Source organism: Streptomyces sp. JNUCC 64, from assembly GCF_054484115.1.
Map to the genome: position 1 here is coordinate 1,824,359 of NZ_CM137015.1, position 23,354 is coordinate 1,847,712.

A 23,354-nucleotide genomic window follows, 5' to 3' on the forward strand; every position below is an offset into this window, starting at 1 on the left:
CCCGTCAGCCCCGGCCCTGCGCCCCGGAGGAACCCGACGGGCCCGACGGACCCTGCGCCCCGGAAGAACCGGAAGAACCGGAAGAACCGGAGGAGCCCGGCGCACCCGACGGGCCGGACCCGTCCCCCCGCCGGGGCGGGGCGGAGGCGTCCGTGCGGCCCGCCGCCCCCGTCGGCTCCTTCGCCCGCTTCTCCACCGGGCCCCGCCGCACCGCCCCGGGCGCGTTCCAGTCCTGACGGCGGCGGGCCCGCTTCCTGGCCGCCTCGGAGGACTCCAGCTGGTAGGGGACCGAGGTCACCATCACCCCGGGGGTGAACAGCAGCCGTCCCTTGAGCCGCAGCGCGCTCTGGTTGTGCAGCAGGTGCTCGTACCAGTGGCCCACCACGTACTCGGGGATGATCACGCTGACGGCCTCGCGCGGCGACTCGCGGCGCAGGCCCTTCACGTACTCGATGATCGGCCGGGTGATCTCGCGGTACGGCGAGTCGAGGACCTTGAGGGGGACGTCTATGCCGCGCCGGTCCCACTCGGCCTTGAGCGCCTTGGTCTCGCCGGGGTCGACGTTGACGCTGAGCGCCTCCAGGGTGTCGGAGCGCATCAGCTGGGCGTAGGACAGGGCCCGCAGGGTGGGCCGGTGGAGCTTGGAGACCAGGACGATGGAGTGCACCCGGGAGGGGCGCACCACGTCGTCGGTGGGCTCCTCGGGGGCGCTGATCTCCTCGGCGACCCGGTCGTAGTGGCGGCGGATCGCGCTCATCGTGGCGTAGAAGATGACCATGCCGAGCAAGGCCACCCAGGCGCCGTGGGTGAACTTGGTGACCAGGACGACGACGAGCACCAGACCGGTGAAGAACGCGCCGAAGGCGTTGATCGCCCGGGAGCGCTTCATGTGGCGGCGCTTGTCGGGGTCGCGCTCGGTCAGCAGCAGCCGGTTCCAGTGCCGGACCATGCCGGTCTGGCTCAGGGTGAAGGAGACGAAGACGCCCACGATGTAGAGCTGGATCAGCCGGGTGGAGTCGGCGCCGTAGACGACGACGAGGAGCGCGGCGGCGCCCGCGAGGACGACGATGCCGTTGGAGAAGGCGAGCCGGTCGCCGCGGGTGTGGAGCTGACGCGGCAGATAGCGGTCCTGCGCCAGGATCGAGCCGAGCAGCGGGAAGCCGTTGTACGCCGTGTTGGCGGCGAGGAAGAGCACCAGCGCGGTGGCGGCGGCCAGCAGCACGAAGAGGAAGGTGCCGTCCCCGAAGACCGCGGCGGCGACCTGGGAGATCACCGGGTCCTGGATGTAGGAGTCGCCGACCGGGGTGCCGTCCTGGAGCAGGTCCTTGCCCGGGTTCTCGGCCATCCGCACGTCGGAGGCCATCGCGAGGCCGATGATCCCGCAGAACATGGTGACGGCGAGCAGGCCCATGAAGGCCAGGGTGGTGGCCGCGTTGCGCGACTTGGGCTTGCGGAAGGCGGGCACGCCGTTGCTGATGGCCTCGACGCCGGTGAGCGCGGCGCAGCCGGAGGAGAAGGCCCGCAGCAGCAGGAAGACCAGCGCGAACCCGGCGAGCCCCTGGTGCTCGGCCTGGATCTCCAGGTCGGCGGTGGGCGCCTTCAGCGTGTCGTCGAGGACGAGGCCACGGAAGGCGCCCCAGGCGATCATCGCGAAGACCGCGACGACGAAGACGTAGGTGGGGATCGCGAAGAGCTTGCCGGACTCCCGGACGCCGCGCAGGTTCATCAGGGTCAGCAGGACGATTATCCCGACGGCGACGAGCACCTTGTTCTCGACCACGAACGGGATCGCGGAGCCGAGGTTCTCCACCCCGGAGGAGATCGAGACGGCCACGGTCAGCACGTAGTCGACGAGCAGGGCGCTGGCGACGGTGAGGCCCGCCTTGGGGCCGAGGTTGGTGTTGGCCACCTCGTAGTCGCCGCCGCCGCTGGGGTAGGCGTGGACGTTCTGCCGGTACGACGCGACCACGGTGAACATCAGCACGACGACCGCCAGCGCGATCCAGGGGCTGAAGTGGTAGGCCGACACGCCCGCGATGGAGAGGACCAGCAGCACCTCGCCCGGCGCGTACGCCACGGAGGAGAGCGGGTCGGACGCGAAGACGGGGAGGGCGATGCGCTTGGGCAGGAGGGTCTCCCCCAGCCGGTCACTGCGCAGTGCGCGCCCGATCAGGATCCGTTTGGGCACGTCGGTCAGTTTGGACACGCAGAGGATCGTAAGCGTTCGAACGGGGGGTCGCCCACCCACCACCCCAGAACTGGTGGTGCCGATTCACACCGGCGTTCCTCCCGCGTGGGAGGGTGCCGTGGAACGACCGCGCGTGTGTAGCTTGGGGCCCGGTCTGAGACCCTGTTAAGCCTGAGTCGTCGCGTTCGGCGGGGACTTGGTAAAGCCCGGGTCAAGCCCGCGTCAAGTCCGCTGGCAGCCGGGGTGCGCCGACCGCCGACGACTCCGAGGGCGGGTGGCCCGACGACTCCGCGGACGGTTCCACGGCACGTGGTCCACGGGTCCCCGGGGTCGCGCGGGCGCCCTGTCCGTCACCGACGCCGGACAACCCCGGCACCGTCGTGGACGTCACAACTTCAGTCAGACCAGCATCCGGGACAACCGGAACGACGGGCTCGACGAGAGCCCACGAGAGATCGACAGTCGGAAGGACGGTCGTGCACATCGTCATCATGGGTTGCGGCAGAGTGGGTTCCGCTCTCGCCCAGACCCTGGAGCAGCAGGGGCACACGGTCGCCGTGATCGACCAGGACCCCACCGCCTTCCGGCGCTTGGGCTCCGGGTTCGGCGGGCGGCGCGTCACCGGCGTCGGTTTCGACCAGGACACCCTGCGGGAGGCCGGGATCGAGGAGGCGGGCGCCTTCGCGGCCGTCTCCAGCGGGGACAACTCCAACATCATCGCGGCCCGGGTGGCCCGGGAGATGTTCGGCATCGAGCACGTCGCCGCCCGCATCTACGACCCGCGCCGCGCCGAGGTCTACCAGCGGCTGGGCATCCCGACCGTGGCCACGGTCCGCTGGACCGCCGACCAGATGCTGCGACGGCTGCTGCCGTCCGGCGCGGAGCCGCTGTGGCGGGACCCGACCGGCGGGGTCCAGCTCGCCGAGGTGCACACGCCCACCTCCTGGGTGGGCAACAAGATCAGCCGTCTCCAGGACGAGACGGGGGTGCGGGTGGCGTTCCTCACCCGGCTGGGCGAGGCGATCCTGCCGACCTCTCAGACCGTGCTCCAGGAAGGGGACCTGGTGCACGTGGTGATGCGTCCGGAGGACGTCGACACGGTGGAGGCCGCGTTCGCGCAGGGCCCCGAGGAAGGCGGTCACTGATGAGGGTCGCCATCGCGGGGGCCGGGGCGGTGGGCCGCTCCATCGCCGGTGAGCTGTTGGAGAACGGCCACGAGATCCTGCTGATCGACAAGGCGCCGACCGCGATCTCGGTCGAGCGCGTCCCGCAGGCGGAGTGGCTGCTCGCCGACGCCTGTGAGATCACCTCGCTGGACGAGGCCGCGCTCCAGCGCTGCAACGTGGTCATCGCCGCCACCGGTGACGACAAGGTCAACCTGGTGGTGTCGCTGCTCGCGAAGACGGAGTACGGGGTGCCCCGGGTGGTCGCCCGGGTGAACAACCCCAAGAACGAGTGGCTGTTCAACGAGTCCTGGGGCGTGGACGTGGCCGTCTCGACCCCCCGGCTGATGTCGGCGCTGGTCGAGGAGGCGGTGAGCGTCGGCGATCTGGTGCGGCTGCTGCGCTTCAGCCACGGCGACGCCAACCTGGTCGAGCTGACGCTGCCTCCGGAGTCGGCGCTCGCGGGCACCCGGGTCGGGGACGTGGCCTGGCCGCAGGACACCTCCCTGGTGACGATCATCCGGGGCACCCGGGTGCTCACCCCCACCCGGGAGGACTCGCTGGAGGCGGGCGACGAGCTGCTGTTCGTCGCGGCGCAGGCCCGCGAGGAGCAGTTGGAGGACCTGTTGTCGGTGCGGCGCGCGCCCGGCGAGGAGGACTGACCGCCCTTCCCCGTCCCGGGGACGTGAATCCGCTCCCGTAAGGGCGGGGGGACGTGTGAGAGGGGCGCCCGGATGTTCCGGGCGCCCCTCTCACACGTCTCGCTCCGGCGCGCGCACCACTACGTCTCGCTCCGGCCGCACGCCGCACCCCGGCCGCACGCCGCACACGGCGCGGCGTGGGAGCACCGGGTGGGGGCCGGGACCGGCGGTCACGCCCCCGCGCGCGGTCACTCGGTCCGCGCCACCCCGGCGTCGGCGCCGTCCTGGGCCCCGCGCGGCCGGGCGGCCGCTTCCTTGGCGGCCTTCTCGGCGGCCTCCCGCTCCTCCATCTCGGCGAACACGTCGATGGGGGCGGGCGCCTTCGCGAGGAAGACCCAGGTCAGCCAGACGGCGAGCAGGAACGGCGGGATCTTCAGGGCGACCAGGACCCAGCCGAGCTGGGTGGTGTCGGCCCACCAGTACAGCGGGAAGAGGATCGCGGACTTGGCGAGCAGGATGCCGCCCCAGGCGTAGCTGGCCTTGGCGTACGCCTTCTTGCGACCGGGGTTGCGGGTCCGCCAGGAGAGGTTCTCCTTGAAGACCGGGCCCAGCACCAGCCCCATCAGCGGCACCCCGGCGAGGGTGGTGACGATGTAGGCGAGGCCGAGGCCGAGCGTGTAGAGCATGCCCGGCAGGTAGAAGTCCTTGGCGTTGCCGGTCATCATCGCGAAGACGACGCCGAAGGCGACCCCGAAGACACCGCTGAACGCGTGCTTCACGGTGTCCTTGCGCACCAGTCGGACCACGACCATCAGGATCGAGACGGCGAGGGCCGCGATCGCGGAGAGGTGCAGGTCCTTGTTGATGGTGTAGATGGTGACGAAGAGCAGCCCGGGAACGACCGTCTCGATCATTCCGCGGACCCCGCCGAACGCCTCGAAGAGCGCCGCCTCGGTCACGGTCCTGGAGTCCTCGCCCGGGGCGTCACCGGAGGCCGCGGGCCCCGTGCCGTCCTGGGCCGTGCTCCGGTGGTCGGTCGGCTTGTCGAGGGACGTCACCGGCTACTCCCGTCCAAGGGGTCTGAGTTCGTATTTCGGGTTGAAGAGCACCCGGCGGCCCCGGCTCATCGCGATCCGTCCGGACGCGATCAGCCTGCGTCCCGGCTCGATCCCGACGATGGAGCGTCTGCCGAGCCAGACCACGTCGAGCGCGGCCGAACCGTCGAAGAGCTCCGCTTCCAGGGCGGGCACCCCCGCCCGGGGGCGGAGGGTGACCGTGCGCAAGGTACCAGTGACCGTAACGATCTGACGGTCCCGGCAGTCACCGATGCGGACGCAGCCGGTCGTTTCCGCGTCCTCGCGCAGCTCCTCGGATTCGAGGTCCTCCTGGGACGCCGATATGTCGGCGAGCTTGCCGAGCATGCGCCGGAAGCGGCCCGCCGGCTTGTCGGAACGTGGAGCGCTCATAGGGGAAGGGTACCCAGTCGCCCGTCCGGGGCGCCCCGCCGAGCCGTCCGGTGCCCGGCGGGGCGGCCGGGTGGCACCGGGGGCCCGCCCGGCGCCACCCGGGCGGACCGGGACGCGACGGGGCGGGCCCGGACCCGACCGGGCGGGACGCGCCGGCCCCGGGTCAGCGTTCGAAGCGGTAGCCCATGCCCGGCTCGGTGATGAAGTGCCGGGGGTGGGAGGGGTCGGCCTCCAGCTTGCGGCGCAGCTGGGCCATGTAGACCCGCAGGTAGTTGGTCTCGGTCCCGTAGGACGGCCCCCACACCTCCTGGAGCAGCTGTTTCTGGCTCACCAGCCGTCCCGTGTTGCGCACCAGCACCTCCAGCAGATGCCACTCGGTGGGGGTGAGCCGGACGTCCCGCCCGGCCCGGTTGACCTTCTTCGCAGCGAGGTCGACGGTGAAGTCCGCCGTCTCGACCACCACGTCGTCCTCCCCGCCGCCGGTCGGCTCGGCCCGCCGGACCGCCGCGCGCAGCCGTGCCAGCAGCTCGTCCATCCCGAACGGCTTGGTGACGTAGTCGTCGGCGCCCGCGTCCAGCGCCTCGACCTTCTCGTCGGAGCTGTGCCGCGCGGACAGCACCAGGATGGGCACCCGGGTCCAGCCGCGCAGCCCCCTGATGACCTCGACCCCGTCCATGTCGGGCAGCCCGAGGTCGAGGACGACCACGTCGGGGTGGCGCGCGGCGGCGAGCTGGAGGGCCGTGGCCCCGTCGGGCGCGGCGTCCACCTCGTACTTGCGGGCCTTGAGGTTGATCACGAGCGCGCGGACGATCTGGGGTTCGTCGTCGACCACGAGCACCCGGGTCATGAGCGCCTGCCTTTCTGGTTGTCCGTGGCCCGGGCGTCCGGGGCCGGTGCGCCCGGCGCCGTGGCGGCCCGGGCGGGGTACGGGGTCACGAGGTGACCCGGGCGGGCAGCTCCGGCCTGGGGCGGGCGCCGCCGGACCCGGCGGTGAGGGTGAGCACCATGGTGAGTCCGCCGCCGGGGGTGTCCTCGGCGGCGAGGGTGCCGCCCATGGCCTCGGCGAAGCCCCGGGCGACGGCGAGGCCGAGGCCGACCCCGGCGCCGCGCGGGGCGTCGCCGTAGCGCTGGAACGGTTCGAAGATGCGCTCCCGGGCCTCTTCGGGGACCCCCGGTCCGCAGTCCACGACCCGCAGCTCGACGCGTTCGCCGAGGGCGCTCGCGGCGACGAGGACCGCGCGGCCCCCGGGGTTGTACTTGACGGCGTTCTCGACGATGTTGGCGACGGTGCGCTCCAGGAGTCCGGGGTCGACCCGCACCATGGGCAGGGTCTCCGGGACGTCGAGGCAGACGCTGCCCTCGGGGACGCCGCCGAGCGCCATCGGGACGACCTCGTCCAGGTCCACCTCGCGGATCAGGGGCCGGACGGTGCCGGTCTGGAGGCGGGACATGTCCAGCAGGTTGCCGACGAGCTGGTCCAGGCGGTCGGCGCCCGCCTCGATGGCGGCGAGGAGTTCCGCCTCGTCCTCCTCGGACCAGGCGACGTCGTCGGAGCGGAGCGAGGACACCGACGCCTTGATCGCGGCGAGCGGGGTGCGCAGATCGTGGCTGACGGCGGCGAGCAGCGCGGTGCGGATGCGGTTGCCCTCGGCGAGGGCGCGGGCCCGGTCGGCCTCCTCCCGCAGCCGTCGGCGGTCGAGGACGACGACGGCCTGGGCGGCGAAGGCGGCGAGCACCCGGCGGTCCTCGGCGGGCAGCACACGACCGGACAGCGCCAGCGCCATGTGGTCCCCCACCGGTACGTCGACGTCGGCGTCCTCGGGGCGTTGGACGGGGGCCGGCCCGACGCTGCCGGCGCGGGTCCAGGGGGCGGTGTCACCGGCCCGCTCCAGCAGCGCCGCCGACTCCATGCCGAAGGTCTCGCGGACCCGGTCCAGCAACGCGTCCAACGAGGTCTCCCCCCGCAGCACACTGCCCGCCAGGAACGACAGGATCTCCGACTCCGCCCGCAACCGTGCCGCCTGATGCGTCCGCCGCGCCGCCAGATCCACCACCGACGCCACCGACACCGCCACCCCCACGAAGATCACTATCGCCACGATGTTCTTGGGGTCGGCGATGGTGAAGCGGTGCAGCGGCGGGGTGAAGAACCAGTTGAGGAGGAAGGAGCCGAAGGCGGCCGACGCGAGGGCCGGGAACAGTCCGCCGAGCAGCGCGGCGGCCACGGTCAGCGACAGGAAGAGCAGCATGTCGTTGGCGAGACCGAGGTCCGCGTCGACGTTGGTGAGCGTCAGGGCGAGGACGACCGGGCCGACGAGCCCGACGAGCCAGCCCCAGATGATCCGCTGGCGTCCCAGCCGGGCGCCCCGGGCGACGGGCAGTCCGCGTCCCTTGGCGACCTCGTCGTGGGTGACGATGTGGACGTCGAGGTCGGGTCCCGACTCCCGGGCCACCGTCGCGCCGACGCCGGGGCCGAAGACGTACTGCCACGCCTTGCGGCGGGAGGAGCCGAGGACGATCTGGGTGGCGTTGACCCCCCGGGCGAACTCCAGCAGCGCGGCGGGGATGTCGTCCCCGACGACGTGGTGGAAGGTGCCCCCCAAGTCCTCCACCAACCGCCGCTGCACCGCCAACTCCTTCGGCGACGCGGCCGTCAAACCATCACTCCGCGAAATATAGACCGCCAACACCTCACCCCCCGCCCCCTTCTCCGCCAACCGCGCCGCACGACGGATCAACGTCCGACCCTCCGGACCACCCGTCACCCCCACCACAATCCGCTCACGCGCCTGCCACGTCCCCACAATCCCATGCTCACCCCGATACCGCCGCAAATACCCATCCACCCGATCCGCCACCCACAACAACGCCAACTCCCGCAACGCCATCAAATTCCCAGGACGGAAATAATTCGACAACGCCGCATCCACCCGATCCGCCCCATACACATTCCCATGCGCCATCCGCCGCCTCAACGCCTCCGGCGACATATCCACCAACTCAATCTGATCCGCCCGCCGCACCACCTCATCCGGCACCGTCTCCCGCTGCCGCACCCCCGTAATCGACTCCACCACATCACCCAGCGACTCCAAATGCTGGATATTCACCGTCGACACCACATCAATCCCCGCCGCCAGAAACTCCTCCACATCCTCCCAACGCTTCCCATTCCGCGACCCCGGCACATTCGAATGCGCCAACTCATCCACCAACACCACCGAAGGACGCCGAGCCAACACCCCCTCCACATCCATCTCACCAAACACCCCACCCCGATACCCCACCTCCAACCGGGACACCACCTCCAAACCCCGCAACATCACCTCCGTCCGAGGACGCCCATGATGCTCAACAAAACCCACCACACAATCCGTCCCCCGCTCCACCCGACGATGCCCCTCCGACAACATCGCATACGTCTTCCCCACACCCGGCGCCGCACCGAGATAAATCCGCAGCCTGCCTCGTCCCATGGCTCCATTGTCTTCCACTAGAAGTCCGCGCACCGCGCCGACCGCGCTCCGACGGTACAACCCAGAAGTCCGACAAATCGGACGGGTGATCGATGATCGCCCCTCCTTGACGCAACCCTGATACCCCAGGTCGCGGCCCCGGAGGGGGCGGGAACGAGGGGTGCGGGGCGGGGAGAGGGGAGGGAAGCGGAGGGCGCGGGGCGGCGGGGGGACCAGGGCGGGAGGGGCCGTCGGGCGACGCCACGGAGGATCGGAAGCCACTGGGGGGCGATCGGACACCGCGGGGGATCACCCGTTACCGGTGGCCCCGGGCGGAGGTCACCCGTTGTCGGTGATCTCCCCGTCGCCGAGTTCGAGGACCCGGTCCGCCAGGTCGAGCAGGGCCAGGTCGTGGGTGGCCACCAGCGCGGTGACGCCCTCGCTGCGGACGACGGCCCGCAGCAGTTCCATCACGGCGTGCCCGGTCTCGGCGTCGAGCTGGCCGGTGGGCTCGTCGGCGATGATCAGGGAGGGCTGGTTGGCGAGGGCCCGGGCGATCGCGACCCGCTGCCGCTGTCCGCCGGACAGCTCCCCCGGGCGCTGGAGGGCGTGGTCGGCGAGCCCCACGAGCGACAGCAGCAGGGCCACCCGCTCCTCCCGCTCCGCCGGGTCCGCCCCGCGCAGCCGCAGCGGCACCCCGACGTTCTCGGCGGCGGTGAGGATGGGGATGAGCCCGAAGGACTGGAAGACGAAGCCGATCCGGTCCCGGCGCAGCTCCAGCAGACCGTCCTCGCCCAGGGTCGCGAGGTCGTACCCGTCGACGTGGACGGATCCCCCGTCGGGGGCGTCGAGACCGCCGACCAGGTTGAGCAGGGTGGTCTTCCCCGAGCCGGACCGGCCCTTGAGGGCGACCAGCTCGCCGCGCGGGACGCTGAAGGAGACGCCCTTGAGCGCGTGGACGGCGGCCGCCCCGGTGCCGTAGGAACGCCGCAGGTCCTCCACCCGCACCATGGGGCCCTCTCCGGCCCCCTCGATCACGGCGGCTCCCGCCGGTCCCGTGGCCCCCCGCGTCATATCCACTCCCCTACGTCGTGCGACTCGCCCGACAGTATGGGCACGCCCCGCCACCGGGGGCAACGGTCGGCGGGGCGGACGACGGACGACGTGCCGTGCCGTGACGCCCTGGTCACGGCACGGACGGCCGGGTCAGCGGATCTCGGTGATCTCCGGGCCACGGGCCAGCTGGCCCATCCCGCCGGAGAACCGGGAACCGGCCTGGTCCTCCTGCTGCACCCCTTCGGGCACCATCTGCGCGTTGTTGGGGAGCTGGAGGACGATCGGGTCGCGGGGGGCCATCGGGCCGTCGCCCCGGACCACCACGGTGTCCCGGAAGATCTGCTCCAGCAGACCGGCGGCCTGCGGCTGCACCGCGCCCTGGCCGGAGATGACGCCGCGCAGGAACCAGCGGGGGCCGTCCACCCCGACGAACCGCACGACCTGGAAGCCGCCGGTGCCGTCGGGCAGCTGGACGGGGACCTGGGCGCGCAGCTCCCAGCCGAGCGGGCCCTGCACCTCGTCGATGACACCGCCCTGCTGGGTGATGCCGGAGGCGATCTCCTCGCGGACCTCGCCCCAGATGCCCTCCTTCTTGGGGGCGGCGAAGCCCTGGAGCTGGATGGCGCTGTCCTTGAGCACGACGGTCGCGGCGACGATCGCGTCCCCGGCGACCTCGACCCGCAGCTCCATGCCCTCGACCCCGGGCACGAACAGTCCGCCGAGGTCCACCCGGCCCTCCGCCGGGTCGCCGACCTCGGTGCTGTCCCAGGGGCCGTCGGGACGCGGCTCGGGCTCCAGCCGTACGCGCTCCGCCTCGTCCGCCGCGTCGGCGCCGTCGACCTGCTCGGCCTCGCCCGCCGCGTCCACCGCCGCCGCGTCTGCCGCGTCCTCGGGGGAGCTCATCTTCTTGCGACGTCCGAACACGTCATCGTCCTTCCCGGTCGGTTCCGACCGATGCGTATTGATTCCCACCCGCGAGCCCACCCGGGCCGTCCACCGAGGCATGGCCACCGGTGGACCCGAAGCCCCCCTCGGCCCGCGCCGAACCGGGAAGTTCCGCGACCTCCCGGAAGCGGACCCTCTCGACCTGCTGGACAACCAGTTGGGCAATCCGGTCGAAGCGCTCGAACCGCACGCTCTCGCGCGGATCGAGGTTCACCACGATCACCTTGATCTCCCCACGGTACCCGGCATCAACCGTCCCCGGGGCATTCACCAGAGCGACACCGAGCCGGGCCGCGAGCCCGGAACGGGGGTGCACGAAGGCCGCGTAGCCGTCGGGGAGCGCGATCGCCACCCCGGTGGGCAGCACGGCCCGCTCCCCCGGCGCCAGCTCACGGGCCTCGGTGGTCCGCAGGTCGGCACCGGCGTCGCCGGGCAGCGCATAGGAGGGCAGCGGGACCTCGGGGTCCAGCCGTCGGATGAGGACGGGCAGCTCCGGGCGTCCGGGGGCCTCGCGGTCCGTCGTCACGGGTTCACCTCGAAGGCGCGGGTGCGGCGCACGGTGTCCGGGTCGCTCATCGCGGCCTGGATCTCCTCGGCGCGGCCGTTGTCGATGAAGTGGTCCACCTTGACCTCGATGAACAGGGCCTTCGCCCGTACCGCCTCGGGTCCGTCGGGGCCGCCGATGCGCCCGGAGACCCGGGAGTAGATCTTCCGTCCGGCGACGGCGGTGACCTCGGCGTCGAGGTGCAGCACGGTGCCCACCGGCACGGGCTGGAGGTAGTCGGTCTCCAGGCGTCCGGTGACGGCGATGACCCGCAGCAGCCAGTTGAGGGAGCCGAGCGTCTCGTCCAGCGCGGTGGCGAGGACGCCGCCGTGGGCCAGCCCGGGGGCGCCCTGGTGCGCGGGGCGCACCGTGAACTCGGCGGTGATCCGCACGCCCTCCTCGGCGCGGGCCGCGAGGTGCAGTCCGTGCGGCTGGTCCTCCCCGCAGCCGAAACACCGCCCGTAGTGCGAACCGAGGGGTTCGCCGGGCGCGGGGGCGTCGGGGTGCCGCACCGGCGCCAGGGCGTCCGGCGGCGGCGTCAAGGCCGTTGAAGTACCACTCACAGGCGCAGACCTTACCCGTCCGTCCGGTCCCGGCCGGACGCGCGGGCCCCACGGGCGTCCGGGCCCGCCACCTCCCGCTCGGCCCGGTCCCGCGCGGACGGACGGGCCCCGCTCCGGGCGCGCACGCGCGCGTGCCAAGCTAGCGTCCATGGACCTTTCGGCAGTGCCCTACGAAGAACGCCTCACCGCGCCGCGCTCGTGGTGGCTGGTGACCCTGCTGGCCGGGGTCTCCCTGGGGCTGATCGGGCTGCCGTTCGGGGCGCTGGCGATGCTCGGGGGCCTGGTCGGCGGCACCGCGCTGGCGGCGGTGATCACCAGCTCGTACGGGTCGGCGCGGATCAGGGTGGTGGGCGGTTCACTGGTCGCGGGGGACGCCCGGATCCCGCTCTCGGCGCTGGGCGAGCCGGAGGTGCTGGACCCCGAGGAGGCCCGCGCCTGGCGGACGCACAAGGCGGACCCCCGGGCGTTCATGCTGCTGCGGGGGTACGTCCCGACGGCGCTGCGCGTGCCGGTGACCGACCCCGCGGACCCGACGCCCTACGTGTACGTGTCCACGCGGTCGCCTCGGGCACTGGCCGAGGCCCTGACGGGTTCCCGCGCGGCCTGAGAGCCCGCGCGGCCTTCCCGGGGGCATCAGGCGCCCCTGCGGTGGCTGGACCGCCTCACCGCGCCCGACGGGCCGCGGGAGGCGTCCCAGACGGGGTTCAGGACCCGATCTCGCGGCGGGCGGGCTTCGGGCCGAGGAGGCCGGGGCCGTCGTCGGGCGCGGGGAAGGCGGCCAGCTCCTCCCAGGAGACCTGGCGCAGGCGCAGGTCCTCGCGGATGCGGCGGGCCAGTTTGTGGGTGTCCCGCCGGTTCATGACCGCGCCGACCGCCGCCCCGACCATGAAGGGCATCAGGTTGGGGAGGTTGCGCACCATCCGCTTCATGATCTGTTGACGCAGTTCGCGCTTCATGTGGACGCCGAGCGCGGCGTTGACCGTCGACGGTTTGGTCACGTCGATGCCGCGTTCCTCGGACCAGGTGGTCAGATACACGGCGGTGCGTTCCCGCAGGCCGCCGGGCGGTCGCTGCCCGTAGACCTCGTACAGCTCCGCGATCAGCTTCAGCTCGATCGCGGCGACACCGGTGATCTCGGCCGCCAGCTCCGCGGGCATGGCGGGCGGCACCGGCAGCATGGCGGCGGCGCCGACTCCGGCGCCGACGGTCGAGGTGGCGTTCGCCGCCCCGGTGACGAGTTTGTCCGCGAGCCGCTCCGGGGTGAGCCCGGGGAACTGGCGGCGCAGGGTCGCCAGATCGCGGACCGGCACCCGGGGCGCGTTCTCGATGATCCGGTCGGCGAGGTATCCGAGACCCGCCTTCGCGCGTCCACCGCTCTTGCGGACGCCTTCCCTGACGCCGTCCCGGACGGCCGCCACCCGGCCCCTGGAGGGCCGCTGGGGCTCCGGGACGGGGTCGTCGGCCACCACGGGGACGGCACCGGGGCCGCCCGCGACGGCGAGCAGGGCGTCCGCCCACACCCCCGCGTCGTCCCGGACCGGGCCGTCCGGGGACCCGGAGGCGTCCGGCACGCCGTCGCGGGCTTCGAGCGAGGCCGGACGGCCCCGCTCGTCGTCACCCGCGCTCACGGGCCGCTCCGCCGGTTCCGACGGCGCCGCGGCCGCTCCCCGCTTCGGGAAGAGGCGCTTCCGGAACGGGGTCGAGCCTGTCACGGCCGACCCCGCCTCAGTCGCAGTCGCGGCAGATCGGCTGGCCGTTCTTCTCCCTGGCCAGCTGGCTGCGGTGGTGCACGAGGAAGCAGCTCATGCAGGTGAACTCGTCCGCCTGCTTGGGCATGACCCGGACGGCCAGCTCCTCGTTCGAAAGGTCCGCGCCGGGAAGCTCCAGGCCCTCGGCGGCCTCGAACTCGTCGACGTCGACGGTGGACGCCGACTTGTCGTTCCGCCGGGACTTCAGCTCTTCGATGCTGTCCTCGTTGAGGTCGTCATCGGTCTTGCGTGGGGTGTCGTAGTCCGTTGCCATATCGCTCTCCCCCTCTGGGTGTCTGCGGGTGTCTCCAGCGCACGTAACGCGTGGGAGGCCGGTCTTGTGCCCGACCTGAGGCGGAGATTTTGCCTCACATCAAGGTCTGTTACTCAATCGACACCCAACCGGAGCCCCGTGGGGTGATCCGAGTGGATGGCGATGGGGACCCTATACGGTCCGGTCGTTGCTGCTCACGGGCACCACCCCGTGTACTTCCCGTGATCGGGACCCCCGAAAACCCGGACTTTCCCGGCTTCCGACGGACCGTCTTGATCACGCAGAGTAGACGGCTGGAATCCCGCGTCTGTGATCGATCACACAGTGATTTCCCGGGAACGGATCCCGAAAATTCCGCGCAAAGCGAACATCCCTCTGTGTGTCGGGGGGCAGTGTGTCAGATCGGGAGCGTGACGCGCATCACGAGCCCTCCACCCTCGCGGGGCTCCGCGATGATACGTCCCCCGTGGGCCCGCGCCACCGATCTGGCGATCGAGAGGCCGAGTCCCACGCCCTTGTCGCTGCCCGTCCGCTCGGTGCGCAGCCGCCGGAAGGGCTCGAAGAGGTTGTCGATCTCGTACGCGGGCACCACCGGTCCCGTGTTGGACACCACCAGCACCGCCTGCCCGTGCTGGGCCTCGGTGGAGACCTCCACCCAGCCGTCCTCGGGGACGTTGTAGCGGACCGCGTTCTGCACCAGGTTCAGCGCGATCCGTTCCAGCAGGACCCCGTTGCCCTGGACCACCACCGGTGCGCGGGTGCCCCGGATCTCCACCTCGCGCTGTTCCGCCTCGGCGTGCACCTGTTCGACGGCGCGCGAGGCGACCTCGGCGAGGTCCACCGGTTTGCGCTCCACGATCTGGTTGTCGCTGCGGGCGAGCAGCAGCAGCCCCTCCACCAGCTGTTCGCTGCGCTCGTTGGTGGCCAGCAGGGTCTTGCCGAGCTGGTGCAGCTCCGGCGGCGCCCCCGGGTCCGAGAGGTGGACCTCCAGCAGGGTGCGGTTGATGGCGAGCGGGGTGCGCAGCTCGTGGGAGGCGTTGCCGACGAAGCGCTGCTGGGCGGTGAAGGCGCGCTCCAGGCGTTCCAGCATGTCGTCGAAGGTGTCCGCCAGCTCCTTCAGCTCGTCGTCCGGGCCGTCCAGCTCGATCCGCCGGGTCAGGTCCGAGCCCGCGACCCGGCGGGCGGTGCGCGTGATGCGTCCCAGCGGGGACAGCACCCGCCCGGCCATCGCGTAGCCGAAGGCGAAGGCGATGACGCTCAGCCCCAGCAGGGCCATCAGGGAGCGGCTGAGGAGGTCGTCCAGGGCGCGCTGCCGCTGGTGTTCCATGCAGGTGTTCACGGCGCTGTTGAACACGTCGATGTTCTTCTCGGGCCCCACCAGCAGGTTGGGGCAGCTGGAGGTGGGCTTCACGCTGCCTTCGAGCAGCTTGAACGGCAGGGCGTTGCCCGCGTGGACCGCCTGGGCCGCCAGCAGGTAGATGATCGACAGCAGCAGGATGCCCGCGATCAGGAACATGCCGCCGTACAGCAGGGTGAGCCGTATCCGGATGGTCGGGCGCAGCCACGGGAAGGGCGGGACGGGGCGCCGGGGGGGCCAGGTCGGTTTGGGCGGCGCGGAGGGCGGCGGGGGCGTCGAGGCCATGCGGATCAGATCCGGTAGCCGGAACCCGGCACGGTGATGATCACGGCGGGTTCGCCGAGCTTGCGGCGGAGCGTCATGACGGTGACCCGGACCACGTTGGTGAACGGGTCGGTGTTCTCGTCCCAGGCCTTCTCCAGGAGCTGTTCGGCCGAGACCACGGCGCCCTCGCTGCGCAGCAGCACCTCCAGGACCGCGAACTCCTTGGGCGCGAGCTGCACCTCCCGGCCGTCCCGGAAGACCTCCCGGCGGTTGGGGTCGAGCTTGATCCCGGCGCGCTCCAGCACCGGCGGCAGCGGCACGCTGGTGCGGCGGCCGAGCGCCCTGACCCGGGCGATCAGCTCGCTGAACGCGAACGGCTTGGGCAGGTAGTCGTCGGCGCCCAGCTCCAGGCCCTCGACCCGGTCGCTGACGTCGCCGGAGGCGGTGAGCATCAGCACCCGGGTGGAGATGCCCAGCTCGACGACCTTGCGGCAGACGTCGTCCCCGTGGACGAGCGGCAGGTCGCGGTCGAGCACCACGACGTCGTAGTCGTTCACGCCGATGCGCTCCAGGGCGGCGGCGCCGTCGTACACGACGTCCACGGCCATGGCCTCCCGGCGCAGTCCGGTGGCCACCGCATCGGCGAGCAGCTGCTCGTCCTCGACGACGAGTACGCGCACGTCGTTGGTCCTTCCTCTGGCATCCGGGCACCCCTGAGCGCGCCGGGACGTGAATGTCGTGGGGTGAGACGTCCATCCTGCCTCGTTCGCTCATAAACCGGCGGTAAGACGGGATCGGGCGGCGGTGGGGCCGATGGAACGGGGGGCCGGGGACGGGGCCCCGGCCGGGGCGCGCGCGGGCGCCGTCCCGGTCGGCGCGGGGCGTGCCCGGCGGGGCGGGCACGGGGGCGCTTCCCGGGCTTTCCGGCCCGGCGGAGGTTTCCCCGGCGGGGCGCGGGGGGAGGACGACCACACACATCCGCGATCACCTTGGTGCCGTGGCACGCCACGACCGGCTTCCGCAGGGCCGGGGTCCGACGTGATCGCCCCTCCCCAGGGCACATCCCGTGCCGCCGACCCACGACCCAGGACGAGGGGGCGCAACCATGGACGCATTCACCGCAGGACTTCTGCAGCGCATCAGGACGACCGAGTCCGACCTGAGCCGTGCCCGTGAGACGGGCGACGACTTCCTTGTCGAGGTGGAGCAGTCCGAACTGGACGACCTCCGCCGACTGGCCGCCGAGCACGGCGTCACCGTCGAACCGGGCGCCGCGCGCGTCTGATCCGCACGTCCGGGGAGCCCGTCCGGGACGCCGTCCGACGGCGGGCCCCCTTAGCGCGCCGTCCCGGTGCGCGGAACCCCGTGGGCCCCGGCCGTCCTGGCCGGGGCCCACGGGCGTGTCCGGGACACGGAGTCCGGCCCCCGAGCCGTTCCCGGGGGCGTGCGCGGGCTCCACGGGGGCTCACGGCCCCCGGGAGCCGGTCGGACCTCCTGGGGGCCTGGAGGGCCCGGGAAGCGGCTCAGCGGCCGTACAGGCCGTCGGGCGCCCGTCGGGGCGGGTGCGCTCGGCCCGACGGGGGCGTGTCGGTCCGACTGGACGGGTGCTCGGGCCGCCGGGGGCGGGGACCCGGTCCGGCGGGCCGACAGGCGCCCCCACCGGGTCGGGCGGGCCACCGGCCCCGTCGGGGGTCAGTCGTGCCAGGCGCCCAGTTCCTCCAGACGGGTCTGGAGGGGTTCGAAGAGGCCGGGCGGGGCGGCCACCGTCAGCTCCCCGGAGGCGGGCTCCCCGGGGCGGCCGCCGGTACGGGCACCGGCCTCGCGGGCGACGAGGTCCCCTGCCGCCAGGTCCCAGGGGTGCAGCCCGCGTTCGTAGTAGGCGTCCAGCCGGCCGGTGGCCACGTCGCAGAGGTCGATGGCCGCCGAACCGCCCCGGCGGATGTCGCGCACCACGGGGATGAGCCGGGCGACCACCTCCGCCTGGTGGGCCCGGCGTTCCGCGAGGTAACCGAACCCGGTGCCGAGCAGCGCGCGTTCGAACGGAGGCGCGGGGCGGGTACGGACGGGCTCGCCGTTGACGAACGCGCCGCCGCCGAGCACCGCGTGGCAGGTCTCGCGCCGCATCGGGGCGCGCACCACCCCGACCAGGGTCTCGCCGTCCTTGCGGGCGGCGATGGACACCGCCCAGGCGGGCCGTCCGTAGAGGTAGTTCACGGTCCCGTCGAGCGGGTCGACCACCCATTCGACGCCGGAGGAGCCGGTCCGCGCGGCGCCCTCCTCGCCGGTCACCCCGTCGTCGGGCCTGCGTTCGGCGAGCAGTCCCGTGATCAGCTTCTCGGAGGCGAGGTCCATCTCCGTGACGACGTCCACGGCGCTGGACTTGGTGGCCGCGACGCCCAGGTCGGCGGGGCGGGAGTCGCGCAGCAGGTCACCCGCGCGGCGGGCGGCCTCCAGGGCCACCGCCAGCAGTTCCGCGGTCAGATCGGACGTGGCGCGCGGGCCGCTCATCGGGTCGTCCCGTCGTCGGTGGAGGCGGTGGAGGTGGTGGAGGCGGTGGCGGTCACCGCGGGGTAGGGGCTGTCCTCACCCGCCGCGGCGGGCCGGGGGGACCGGGCCGGGCAGCAGCCGACGGGGCACAGGTCGTGGCCCGGGCCGAGGGCGCCGAGGGCGCAGCGCTCGACCGGCCACCCGGTGACGGCGGCGACCCGTTCCCCGACGAGCTCACGGACCGCGGCGGCGAACCGGGGGTCGTCGCCGACGGTGGCCGAGCGGCGGACCGGCAGGCCCAGTTCGGCGGCCTTGGCGGTGGCCTCGGTGTCGAGGTCGTACACGACCTCCATGTGGTCCGAGACGAACCCGATGGGGACCATCACGGCCGCCGGGGCCCCGGCGGCGTGGAGGTCCGTCAGGTGGTCGCAGATGTCGGGCTCCAGCCACGGGATGTGCGGGGCTCCGGAGCGCGACTGGTAGACGAGCCGCCAGGGGTGGTCCCGGCCGGTGCGCTCCCGTACGGCGGCGGCGATCGTCCGGGCCGCGTCCAGGTGCTGGGCGACGTACGCGCCGCCGTCGCCGTGCCCTGCCACGGGCCCGGAGGAGTCGGCGGCGGAGAGGGGGATGGAGTGGGTGGTGAACGCCAGGTGGGCGCCGTCGCGCACGTCCTCGGGGAGGTCGGCCAGCGAGGCCAGCACCCCGTCGACGACGGGCTCCAGGAAGCCGGGGTGGTTGAAGTAGTGCCGCAGCTTGTCGACCCGGGGGACGGGCAGCCCCTCGGACTCCAGGGCGGCGAGGGCGTCGGCGAGGTTCTCGCGGTACTGGCGGCAGCCGGAGTACGAGGCGTAGGCGCTGGTGACCAGGGTCAGCACCCGGCGGTGACCGTCCCGGACCAGCTCGCGGAGGGTGTCGGTGAGGTAGGGGGCCCAGTTGCGGTTGCCCCAGTACACCGGCAGGTCGAGGCCGTGCTCGGCGAAGTCCTTCCGGAGGGCCGTGAGGAGGGCCCGGTTCTGGTCGTTGATCGGGCTGACCCCGCCGAACAGGAAGTAGTGCTGTCCGACTTCCTTCAGCCGTTCCTTGGGGATGCCCCGGCCCCGGGTCACGTTCTCCAGGAACGGGACCACGTCGTCGGGGGCCTCGGGGCCGCCGAAGGAGAGCAGCAGCAGGGCGTCGTACGGGGCTGGGGACCGGGGGGGATCGCACGCGTCGGACATACCCGTGATCCTGCCATCCGGGGCTGACGGCGCGGACGCGGCGGTGCTCCCCCGGCGGGGCGGCGGGCCCGTCCGAAACCCGCTCGTCCCCCTCGGGGACCGTGCCTAAGGTGATCCTTTCCGTGCCGCGTAAGCTGACCGGACCAATAAGCTGTATTAGCCATTCATATCCCCATCCTTCCGTCCCGCCGGCGGTGTTCACCGCCTCCCACCCGCACCACCCGGTTCCCGCCCAGTCCCACCCACCGCCCGGACCCGCTCCGCAGCGGCCCCGCAACGGAGCGTGCCGTGCCCAGCCCCTATCGCGTGATCTTCGCCGCCCCCGGCACCCGCTCCTTCACCGCGGCGGGCCTCATCGGACGGTTCCCCCTGTCGATGATGGGCATCGGCGTGGTGACCATGGTGTCCCAGCTCACCGACCGCTACGGGCTGGCGGGCGCCCTGTCCGCGACCATCGCGCTGTCGGCGGCCGTCATCGGACCGCAGGTCTCCCGGCTGGTGGACCGGCACGGTCAGCGGAAGGTGCTGCGCCCGGCCGCCCTGGTGACCCTGCTCGCCGCGGCGGGGCTGCTGCTCTCGGCCACCCTGTCGGCACCGGACTGGACGCTGTTCCTGTTCTCCGCGTTCATCGGTTTCACCCCGAGCGTCGGCTCCATGACCCGGGCCCGCTGGGCGGTCCTCTACCGGGACACCCCGCACCTGCACACGGCCTACTCGATGGAATCGGTGATCGACGAGATCTGCTTCATCTTCGGCCCGATCATCTCCATCGGACTCTCCACGGTCTGGTTCCCGGCGGCCGGGCCGCTGCTGGCGGCGGTCTTCCTGGGCATCGGCGTCTTCTGGCTGACCTCCCTGCGGGCCACCGAACCGGTGCCGCACCCCAAGGAGCAGCACACCCGGGAGTCGGCGCTGCGCTCACCGGGACTCCAGGTGCTGGTGGCGACGTTCGTGGCCACGGGGGCGATCTTCGGTTCGGTGGACGTGGTGACGGTGGCCTTCGCCGACGAGCAGGGCCACAAGGCCCTGTCGAGCGTGGTGCTGGCGCTGTACGCGGCGGGCTCCTGCCTCGCGGGGGTGCTGTTCGGGCTGGCGCGGTTCACCGGTGAGGCCCCCCGCCGGTGGCTGCTGGGGGTCGTCGGGATGGGCGTGAGTATGATCCCGCTGCAACTGGTGGGGAACCTGACGCTCCTGGCCGTGGCGCTGTTCGTCGCGGGGCTCGCCATCGCGCCCACGATGATCACGACGATGGCCCTCGTCGAACAGCACGTGCCGCGCACGAAGCTGACCGAGGGCATCACCTGGACGACGACGGGACTCGCGGTGGGCATCGCGCTCGGGTCCTCGGCGGCGGGCTGGGTCATCGACGCGGCGGGCGCCGCGGCGGGGTACGGGGTGTCGGGGGTATCCGGCGCCGCCGCGGTGGCCGTCGGGTTCCTCGGGTACCGCAGGCTGAGCCGGCCTGCGCCACAGCGGGGAGGGGCCCGGGAGGATGACGAGAGCAGGGAACGGCACCTGGCGTAACTGGGCGGGCAACGTCCGGGCCCGGCCGGCCCGGGAGGTCACGCCCGCCTCGGTGGACGAACTCGCCGACGCCGTGCGCGCGGCCTCGGCGGACGGGCTGCGGGTCAGGGCCGTCGGCTCGGGGCACTCGTTCACCCCGGTCGCCGTGACCGACGGGCTGCTGGTCCGTCCCGGGCTGCTGACCGGCGTCCGGCGGATCGACCGCGCGGCCATGACGGTCACGGTGGAGGCGGGCACCCCGCTGCGGCGGCTGAACCTCGCCCTCGCCCGCGAGGGCCTGTCGCTCACGAACATGGGCGACATCATGGAGCAGACCGTCTCCGGGGCCGTCAGCACCGGCACCCACGGCACCGGCCGGGACTCGGCCTCGATCGCCGCCCAGATCCGGGGCCTCGAACTCGTCACCGCCGACGGCTCGGTGCTGACCTGTTCCGCGACGGAGAACCCGGAGGTCTTCGCCGCCGCCCGGATCGGACTGGGGGCGCTCGGGGTGATCACGGCGATCACCTTCGCGGTGGAGCCGCTGTTCCTGCTCCACGCCCGCGAGGAACCAATGGAATTCGACCGGGTCACCGCGGAGTTCGAGCAGTTGGTGACGGAGAACGAACACTTCGAGTTCTACTGGTTTCCGCACACCTCCCGCTGCGCCACCAAGCGCAACAACCGTTCGGCGGGCCCGGCGCGACCCGTGAACCCGGTGGCCGGATGGGTCGAGGACGAACTGCTCTCCAACGGCCTCTTCCAGGCCGTCAGCTCCCTCGGCCGGGCGGCGCCCGCCACCGTCCCCGCGATCGCCCAGGTCACCAGCAGGGCGCTCTCCTCACGCGACTACACCGACATCCCGTACAAGGTCTTCACCAGCCCGCGCCGGGTGCGCTTCATGGAGATGGAGTACGCGCTGCCGCGCGCGGCGGCCATGGACGCGCTGCGGGAACTGCGGTCCGTGGTCGAACGGTCGGGGCTGCGCGTCGGCTTCCCGGTGGAGGTCCGCACCGCGCCCGCCGACGACATCACCCTGTCCACCGCGTACGGGCGGGAGAGCGCCTACATAGCCGTGCACCTCTATCGGGGCGTGCCCTACCAGGCGTACTTCACGGCGGCCGAACGCGTCTTCACCGCCCACGGGGGACGACCCCACTGGGGCAAGGTCCACACCCGTGACGCGGACTACCTGGCCGGGGTCTACCCCCGCTTCGGCGAGTTCACGGCGCTGCGCGACCGGCTCGACCCCGACCGGCTGTTCGGCAACGACCACCTGCGGCGGGTCCTCGGGGAGTGAGCCCGGGGGGCCGCGCCCTCAGGGGGCGGGCTCCACGGCGGCCCGGCTCCCCTCCGGCGCCGGGACCGTCCCCGACGGAGCCGGGGGAGGCCCGGTGGGCGCGGTGGCCTCCGGGACCGGGGTGCCGGAAGCGTCCTCCGGCCCGGTGCCCTGCCCGGTCCCGGGGCCGGGTTCCCGGCTCGGGGACGGGGACGGCACCGCCGGGGACTCCCCGTCCGGCCGCTCCTGGGCACCGCCCTCCGCGTCCGGCGACGCGTCGTCCGCGGTCCCGTCCGGGGCGGGGTCCCGCCCGTCCTGGCGCCCGGGGTCCGGGGACGTCTCCCCGTCGGGTCCGGGGTCCGTGCGGCCCGGGCCCTCGGGGCGGTCCGGGCGGGAAGCGCCGCCCCCGCCGGTGACGGCCTCGCCCAGGGTGGTCCCCCCGCCGCCGCCGAAGCTCTCGCCGGAGGCCAGCTCGTAGGTGGTGATGCCGCCCATCGTCACCCCGAAGACCAGTGCCGCGCCGATCAGCGGCCGTTTCCAGGAGCGGACCCGCGCCCGGTGCACGGTGGCCTCCCCGTATTCCCCCGGCACCGGGGCGCCGAGGGGCGGGACGTCCCACGCGGGCGTCCCGTGCGGGACGTCCGGCGAGCGGTCCGGCCCCGGCGGGACGGCTCCGCCCCGCAGCCGCTCACCGGTGCGGGCGAAGAGGTGCTGGAGGACGGGACCGCCGCAGGTGACCACCACGCTGACCAGCCCGGCGCCGAGGATCGTGCCGTAGACGCCCGCGTTGGAGGCCAGTTTGGCGGCGGCCACGGCGGCGATCGCGCTGGCCGCGACCTGAGGGACGCTCAGGTCCAGCTTCCGCCGACCGTCACCCTCCGTGTCCCCCGCGACGGTTCCGCGCTCCGGTCCGGAGGCGGCGCCGTACGACGGGCGCCCTCCGTGGTGTTCGTCTCCCCCGTCCTCCCCTCGCGACCACCGTCGATCGTCGATATCCGGCTTACCGCCCATCTCGGCACCTTGTCCATCCTTCTCGACTAACGCATGAGAAAGGGACGTGGACCCGAACTGAATAGTTCCGTTTAGGGGGATTGCGTGAAACATGCCACGTTCACCGTCCGTCCACACCGACTGGACGCGGCCGGAAACGGGGTGCCGACTCACGCCAACTCATGACTTCCCGGCGAAGTTCGGCGGCGCGCCG

General features: G+C 72.7%; 21 protein-coding genes and 1 pseudogene. 6 read left to right on the forward strand and 16 right to left on the reverse strand.

What is annotated here, in order from left to right; translation table 11 throughout:
• Positions 1-4 precede the first annotated feature (4 nt).
• Positions 5-2,206: an APC family permease gene (locus ACVWNX_RS07085; RefSeq protein WP_454413028.1), complete on the reverse strand. Its 2,202-nt coding sequence runs from the start codon at positions 2,204-2,206 to the stop codon at positions 5-7.
• 458 nt (positions 2,207-2,664) lie between these two features.
• Here ACVWNX_RS07085 and ACVWNX_RS07090 point away from each other — a divergent pair, with 458 nt between their 5' ends.
• Together ACVWNX_RS07090 and ACVWNX_RS07095 are read left to right on the forward strand one after the other, a co-directional pair.
• Positions 2,665-3,333, forward strand: a complete 669-nt coding sequence (locus ACVWNX_RS07090) for a potassium channel family protein (RefSeq protein WP_454413029.1) — start codon at positions 2,665-2,667, stop codon at positions 3,331-3,333.
• Positions 3,333-4,013, forward strand: a complete 681-nt coding sequence (locus ACVWNX_RS07095) for a potassium channel family protein (RefSeq protein ID WP_454413030.1) — start codon at positions 3,333-3,335, stop codon at positions 4,011-4,013. The genes ACVWNX_RS07090 and ACVWNX_RS07095 overlap by 1 nt, the downstream gene beginning before the upstream one ends.
• Before the next feature lie 227 nt (positions 4,014-4,240).
• On the opposite strand, the gene ACVWNX_RS07100 is transcribed toward ACVWNX_RS07095, so the two are convergent.
• The 8 genes from ACVWNX_RS07100 to ACVWNX_RS07135 form a co-directional block, all read right to left on the reverse strand.
• Positions 4,241-5,050, reverse strand: a complete 810-nt coding sequence (locus ACVWNX_RS07100) for a DUF3159 domain-containing protein (RefSeq protein ID WP_454413031.1) — start codon at positions 5,048-5,050, stop codon at positions 4,241-4,243.
• A gap of 3 nt (positions 5,051-5,053) precedes the next feature.
• Positions 5,054-5,458, reverse strand: a complete 405-nt coding sequence (locus ACVWNX_RS07105; protein WP_454413032.1) for an OB-fold nucleic acid binding domain-containing protein — start codon at positions 5,456-5,458, stop codon at positions 5,054-5,056.
• Positions 5,459-5,621: 163 nt separating this feature from the next.
• Positions 5,622-6,305, reverse strand: a complete 684-nt coding sequence (locus ACVWNX_RS07110) for a response regulator (protein WP_454413033.1) — start codon at positions 6,303-6,305, stop codon at positions 5,622-5,624.
• Between the two features lie 85 nt (positions 6,306-6,390).
• Positions 6,391-8,934, reverse strand: coding sequence for an ATP-binding protein (locus tag ACVWNX_RS07115; protein WP_454413034.1), 2,544 nt, complete (start codon positions 8,932-8,934; stop codon positions 6,391-6,393).
• A 318-nt stretch (positions 8,935-9,252) separates the two neighbouring features.
• On the reverse strand, positions 9,253-9,924 hold the full coding sequence (locus tag ACVWNX_RS07120) for an ABC transporter ATP-binding protein (protein WP_454414663.1): 672 nt from the start codon (positions 9,922-9,924) through the stop codon (positions 9,253-9,255).
• A 195-nt stretch (positions 9,925-10,119) separates the two neighbouring features.
• A complete protein-coding gene (locus ACVWNX_RS07125; protein ID WP_454413035.1) occupies positions 10,120-10,893 on the reverse strand; it encodes a DUF3710 domain-containing protein in 774 nt (257 codons plus the stop codon).
• Position 10,894: 1 nt separating this feature from the next.
• Positions 10,895-11,440, reverse strand: a complete 546-nt coding sequence (gene dut / locus ACVWNX_RS07130) for a dUTP diphosphatase (RefSeq protein WP_454413036.1) — start codon at positions 11,438-11,440, stop codon at positions 10,895-10,897.
• Entirely contained in the window at positions 11,437-12,021 is a 585-nt protein-coding gene (locus ACVWNX_RS07135; RefSeq protein WP_454413037.1) for a PaaI family thioesterase, read from the reverse strand. Before ACVWNX_RS07135 ends, dut begins: the two co-directional genes overlap by 4 nt.
• A gap of 148 nt (positions 12,022-12,169) precedes the next feature.
• On the opposite strand from ACVWNX_RS07135, the gene ACVWNX_RS07140 reads away from it, so the two are divergent.
• On the forward strand, positions 12,170-12,628 hold the full coding sequence (locus ACVWNX_RS07140) for a DUF3093 domain-containing protein (RefSeq protein ID WP_454413038.1): 459 nt from the start codon (positions 12,170-12,172) through the stop codon (positions 12,626-12,628).
• A gap of 97 nt (positions 12,629-12,725) precedes the next feature.
• Here the strand turns inward: ACVWNX_RS07140 and ACVWNX_RS07145 are convergent, their stop codons facing one another.
• The 4 genes from ACVWNX_RS07145 to ACVWNX_RS07160 all read right to left on the reverse strand — a co-directional run bounded on the left by ACVWNX_RS07145 (position 12,726) and on the right by ACVWNX_RS07160 (position 16,344).
• The gene (locus ACVWNX_RS07145; RefSeq protein ID WP_454413039.1) at positions 12,726-13,733 is read right to left on the reverse strand and encodes a hypothetical protein; all 1,008 of its coding nucleotides are present in this window, start codon (positions 13,731-13,733) and stop codon (positions 12,726-12,728) included.
• Positions 13,734-13,746: 13 nt separating this feature from the next.
• Positions 13,747-14,043 carry a DUF4193 domain-containing protein gene (locus ACVWNX_RS07150; protein WP_351243711.1) on the reverse strand — a complete coding sequence of 99 codons (297 nt, stop codon included), beginning with the start codon at positions 14,041-14,043 and terminating at the stop codon, positions 13,747-13,749.
• Between the two features lie 397 nt (positions 14,044-14,440).
• Positions 14,441-15,685: a sensor histidine kinase gene (locus tag ACVWNX_RS07155; RefSeq protein ID WP_454413040.1), complete on the reverse strand. Its 1,245-nt coding sequence runs from the start codon at positions 15,683-15,685 to the stop codon at positions 14,441-14,443.
• Between the two features lie 5 nt (positions 15,686-15,690).
• A complete protein-coding gene (locus tag ACVWNX_RS07160) occupies positions 15,691-16,344 on the reverse strand; it encodes a response regulator transcription factor (RefSeq protein WP_454413041.1) in 654 nt (217 codons plus the stop codon).
• A gap of 425 nt (positions 16,345-16,769) precedes the next feature.
• Between ACVWNX_RS07160 and ACVWNX_RS07165 the strand changes: the two genes are divergently transcribed.
• On the forward strand, positions 16,770-16,949 hold the full coding sequence (locus tag ACVWNX_RS07165; RefSeq protein ID WP_454413042.1) for a hypothetical protein: 180 nt from the start codon (positions 16,770-16,772) through the stop codon (positions 16,947-16,949).
• 407 nt (positions 16,950-17,356) lie between these two features.
• On the opposite strand, the gene ACVWNX_RS07170 is transcribed toward ACVWNX_RS07165, so the two are convergent.
• Both ACVWNX_RS07170 and ACVWNX_RS07175 read right to left on the reverse strand, forming a co-directional pair.
• Entirely contained in the window at positions 17,357-18,172 is an 816-nt protein-coding gene (locus ACVWNX_RS07170) for an inositol monophosphatase family protein (protein ID WP_454413043.1), read from the reverse strand.
• 62 nt (positions 18,173-18,234) lie between these two features.
• A pseudogene (locus tag ACVWNX_RS07175) lies at positions 18,235-19,368 on the reverse strand (ferrochelatase); the annotation flags it as partial.
• A gap of 288 nt (positions 19,369-19,656) precedes the next feature.
• Here ACVWNX_RS07175 and ACVWNX_RS07180 point away from each other — a divergent pair.
• Both ACVWNX_RS07180 and ACVWNX_RS07185 read left to right on the forward strand, forming a co-directional pair.
• Complete coding sequence (locus ACVWNX_RS07180) at positions 19,657-20,892, forward strand: MFS transporter (RefSeq protein ID WP_454413044.1); 1,236 nt, start codon at positions 19,657-19,659, stop codon at positions 20,890-20,892.
• Positions 20,861-22,171 (forward strand): D-arabinono-1,4-lactone oxidase, encoded by a 1,311-nt coding sequence (locus tag ACVWNX_RS07185; RefSeq protein ID WP_454413045.1) that lies wholly within the window; start codon positions 20,861-20,863, stop codon positions 22,169-22,171. The genes ACVWNX_RS07180 and ACVWNX_RS07185 overlap by 32 nt, the downstream gene beginning before the upstream one ends.
• An 18-nt stretch (positions 22,172-22,189) precedes the next feature.
• Here the strand turns inward: ACVWNX_RS07185 and ACVWNX_RS07190 are convergent, their stop codons facing one another.
• Positions 22,190-23,161, reverse strand: coding sequence for a hypothetical protein (locus ACVWNX_RS07190; protein ID WP_454413046.1), 972 nt, complete (start codon positions 23,159-23,161; stop codon positions 22,190-22,192).
• Positions 23,162-23,354: the final 193 nt, after the last annotated feature.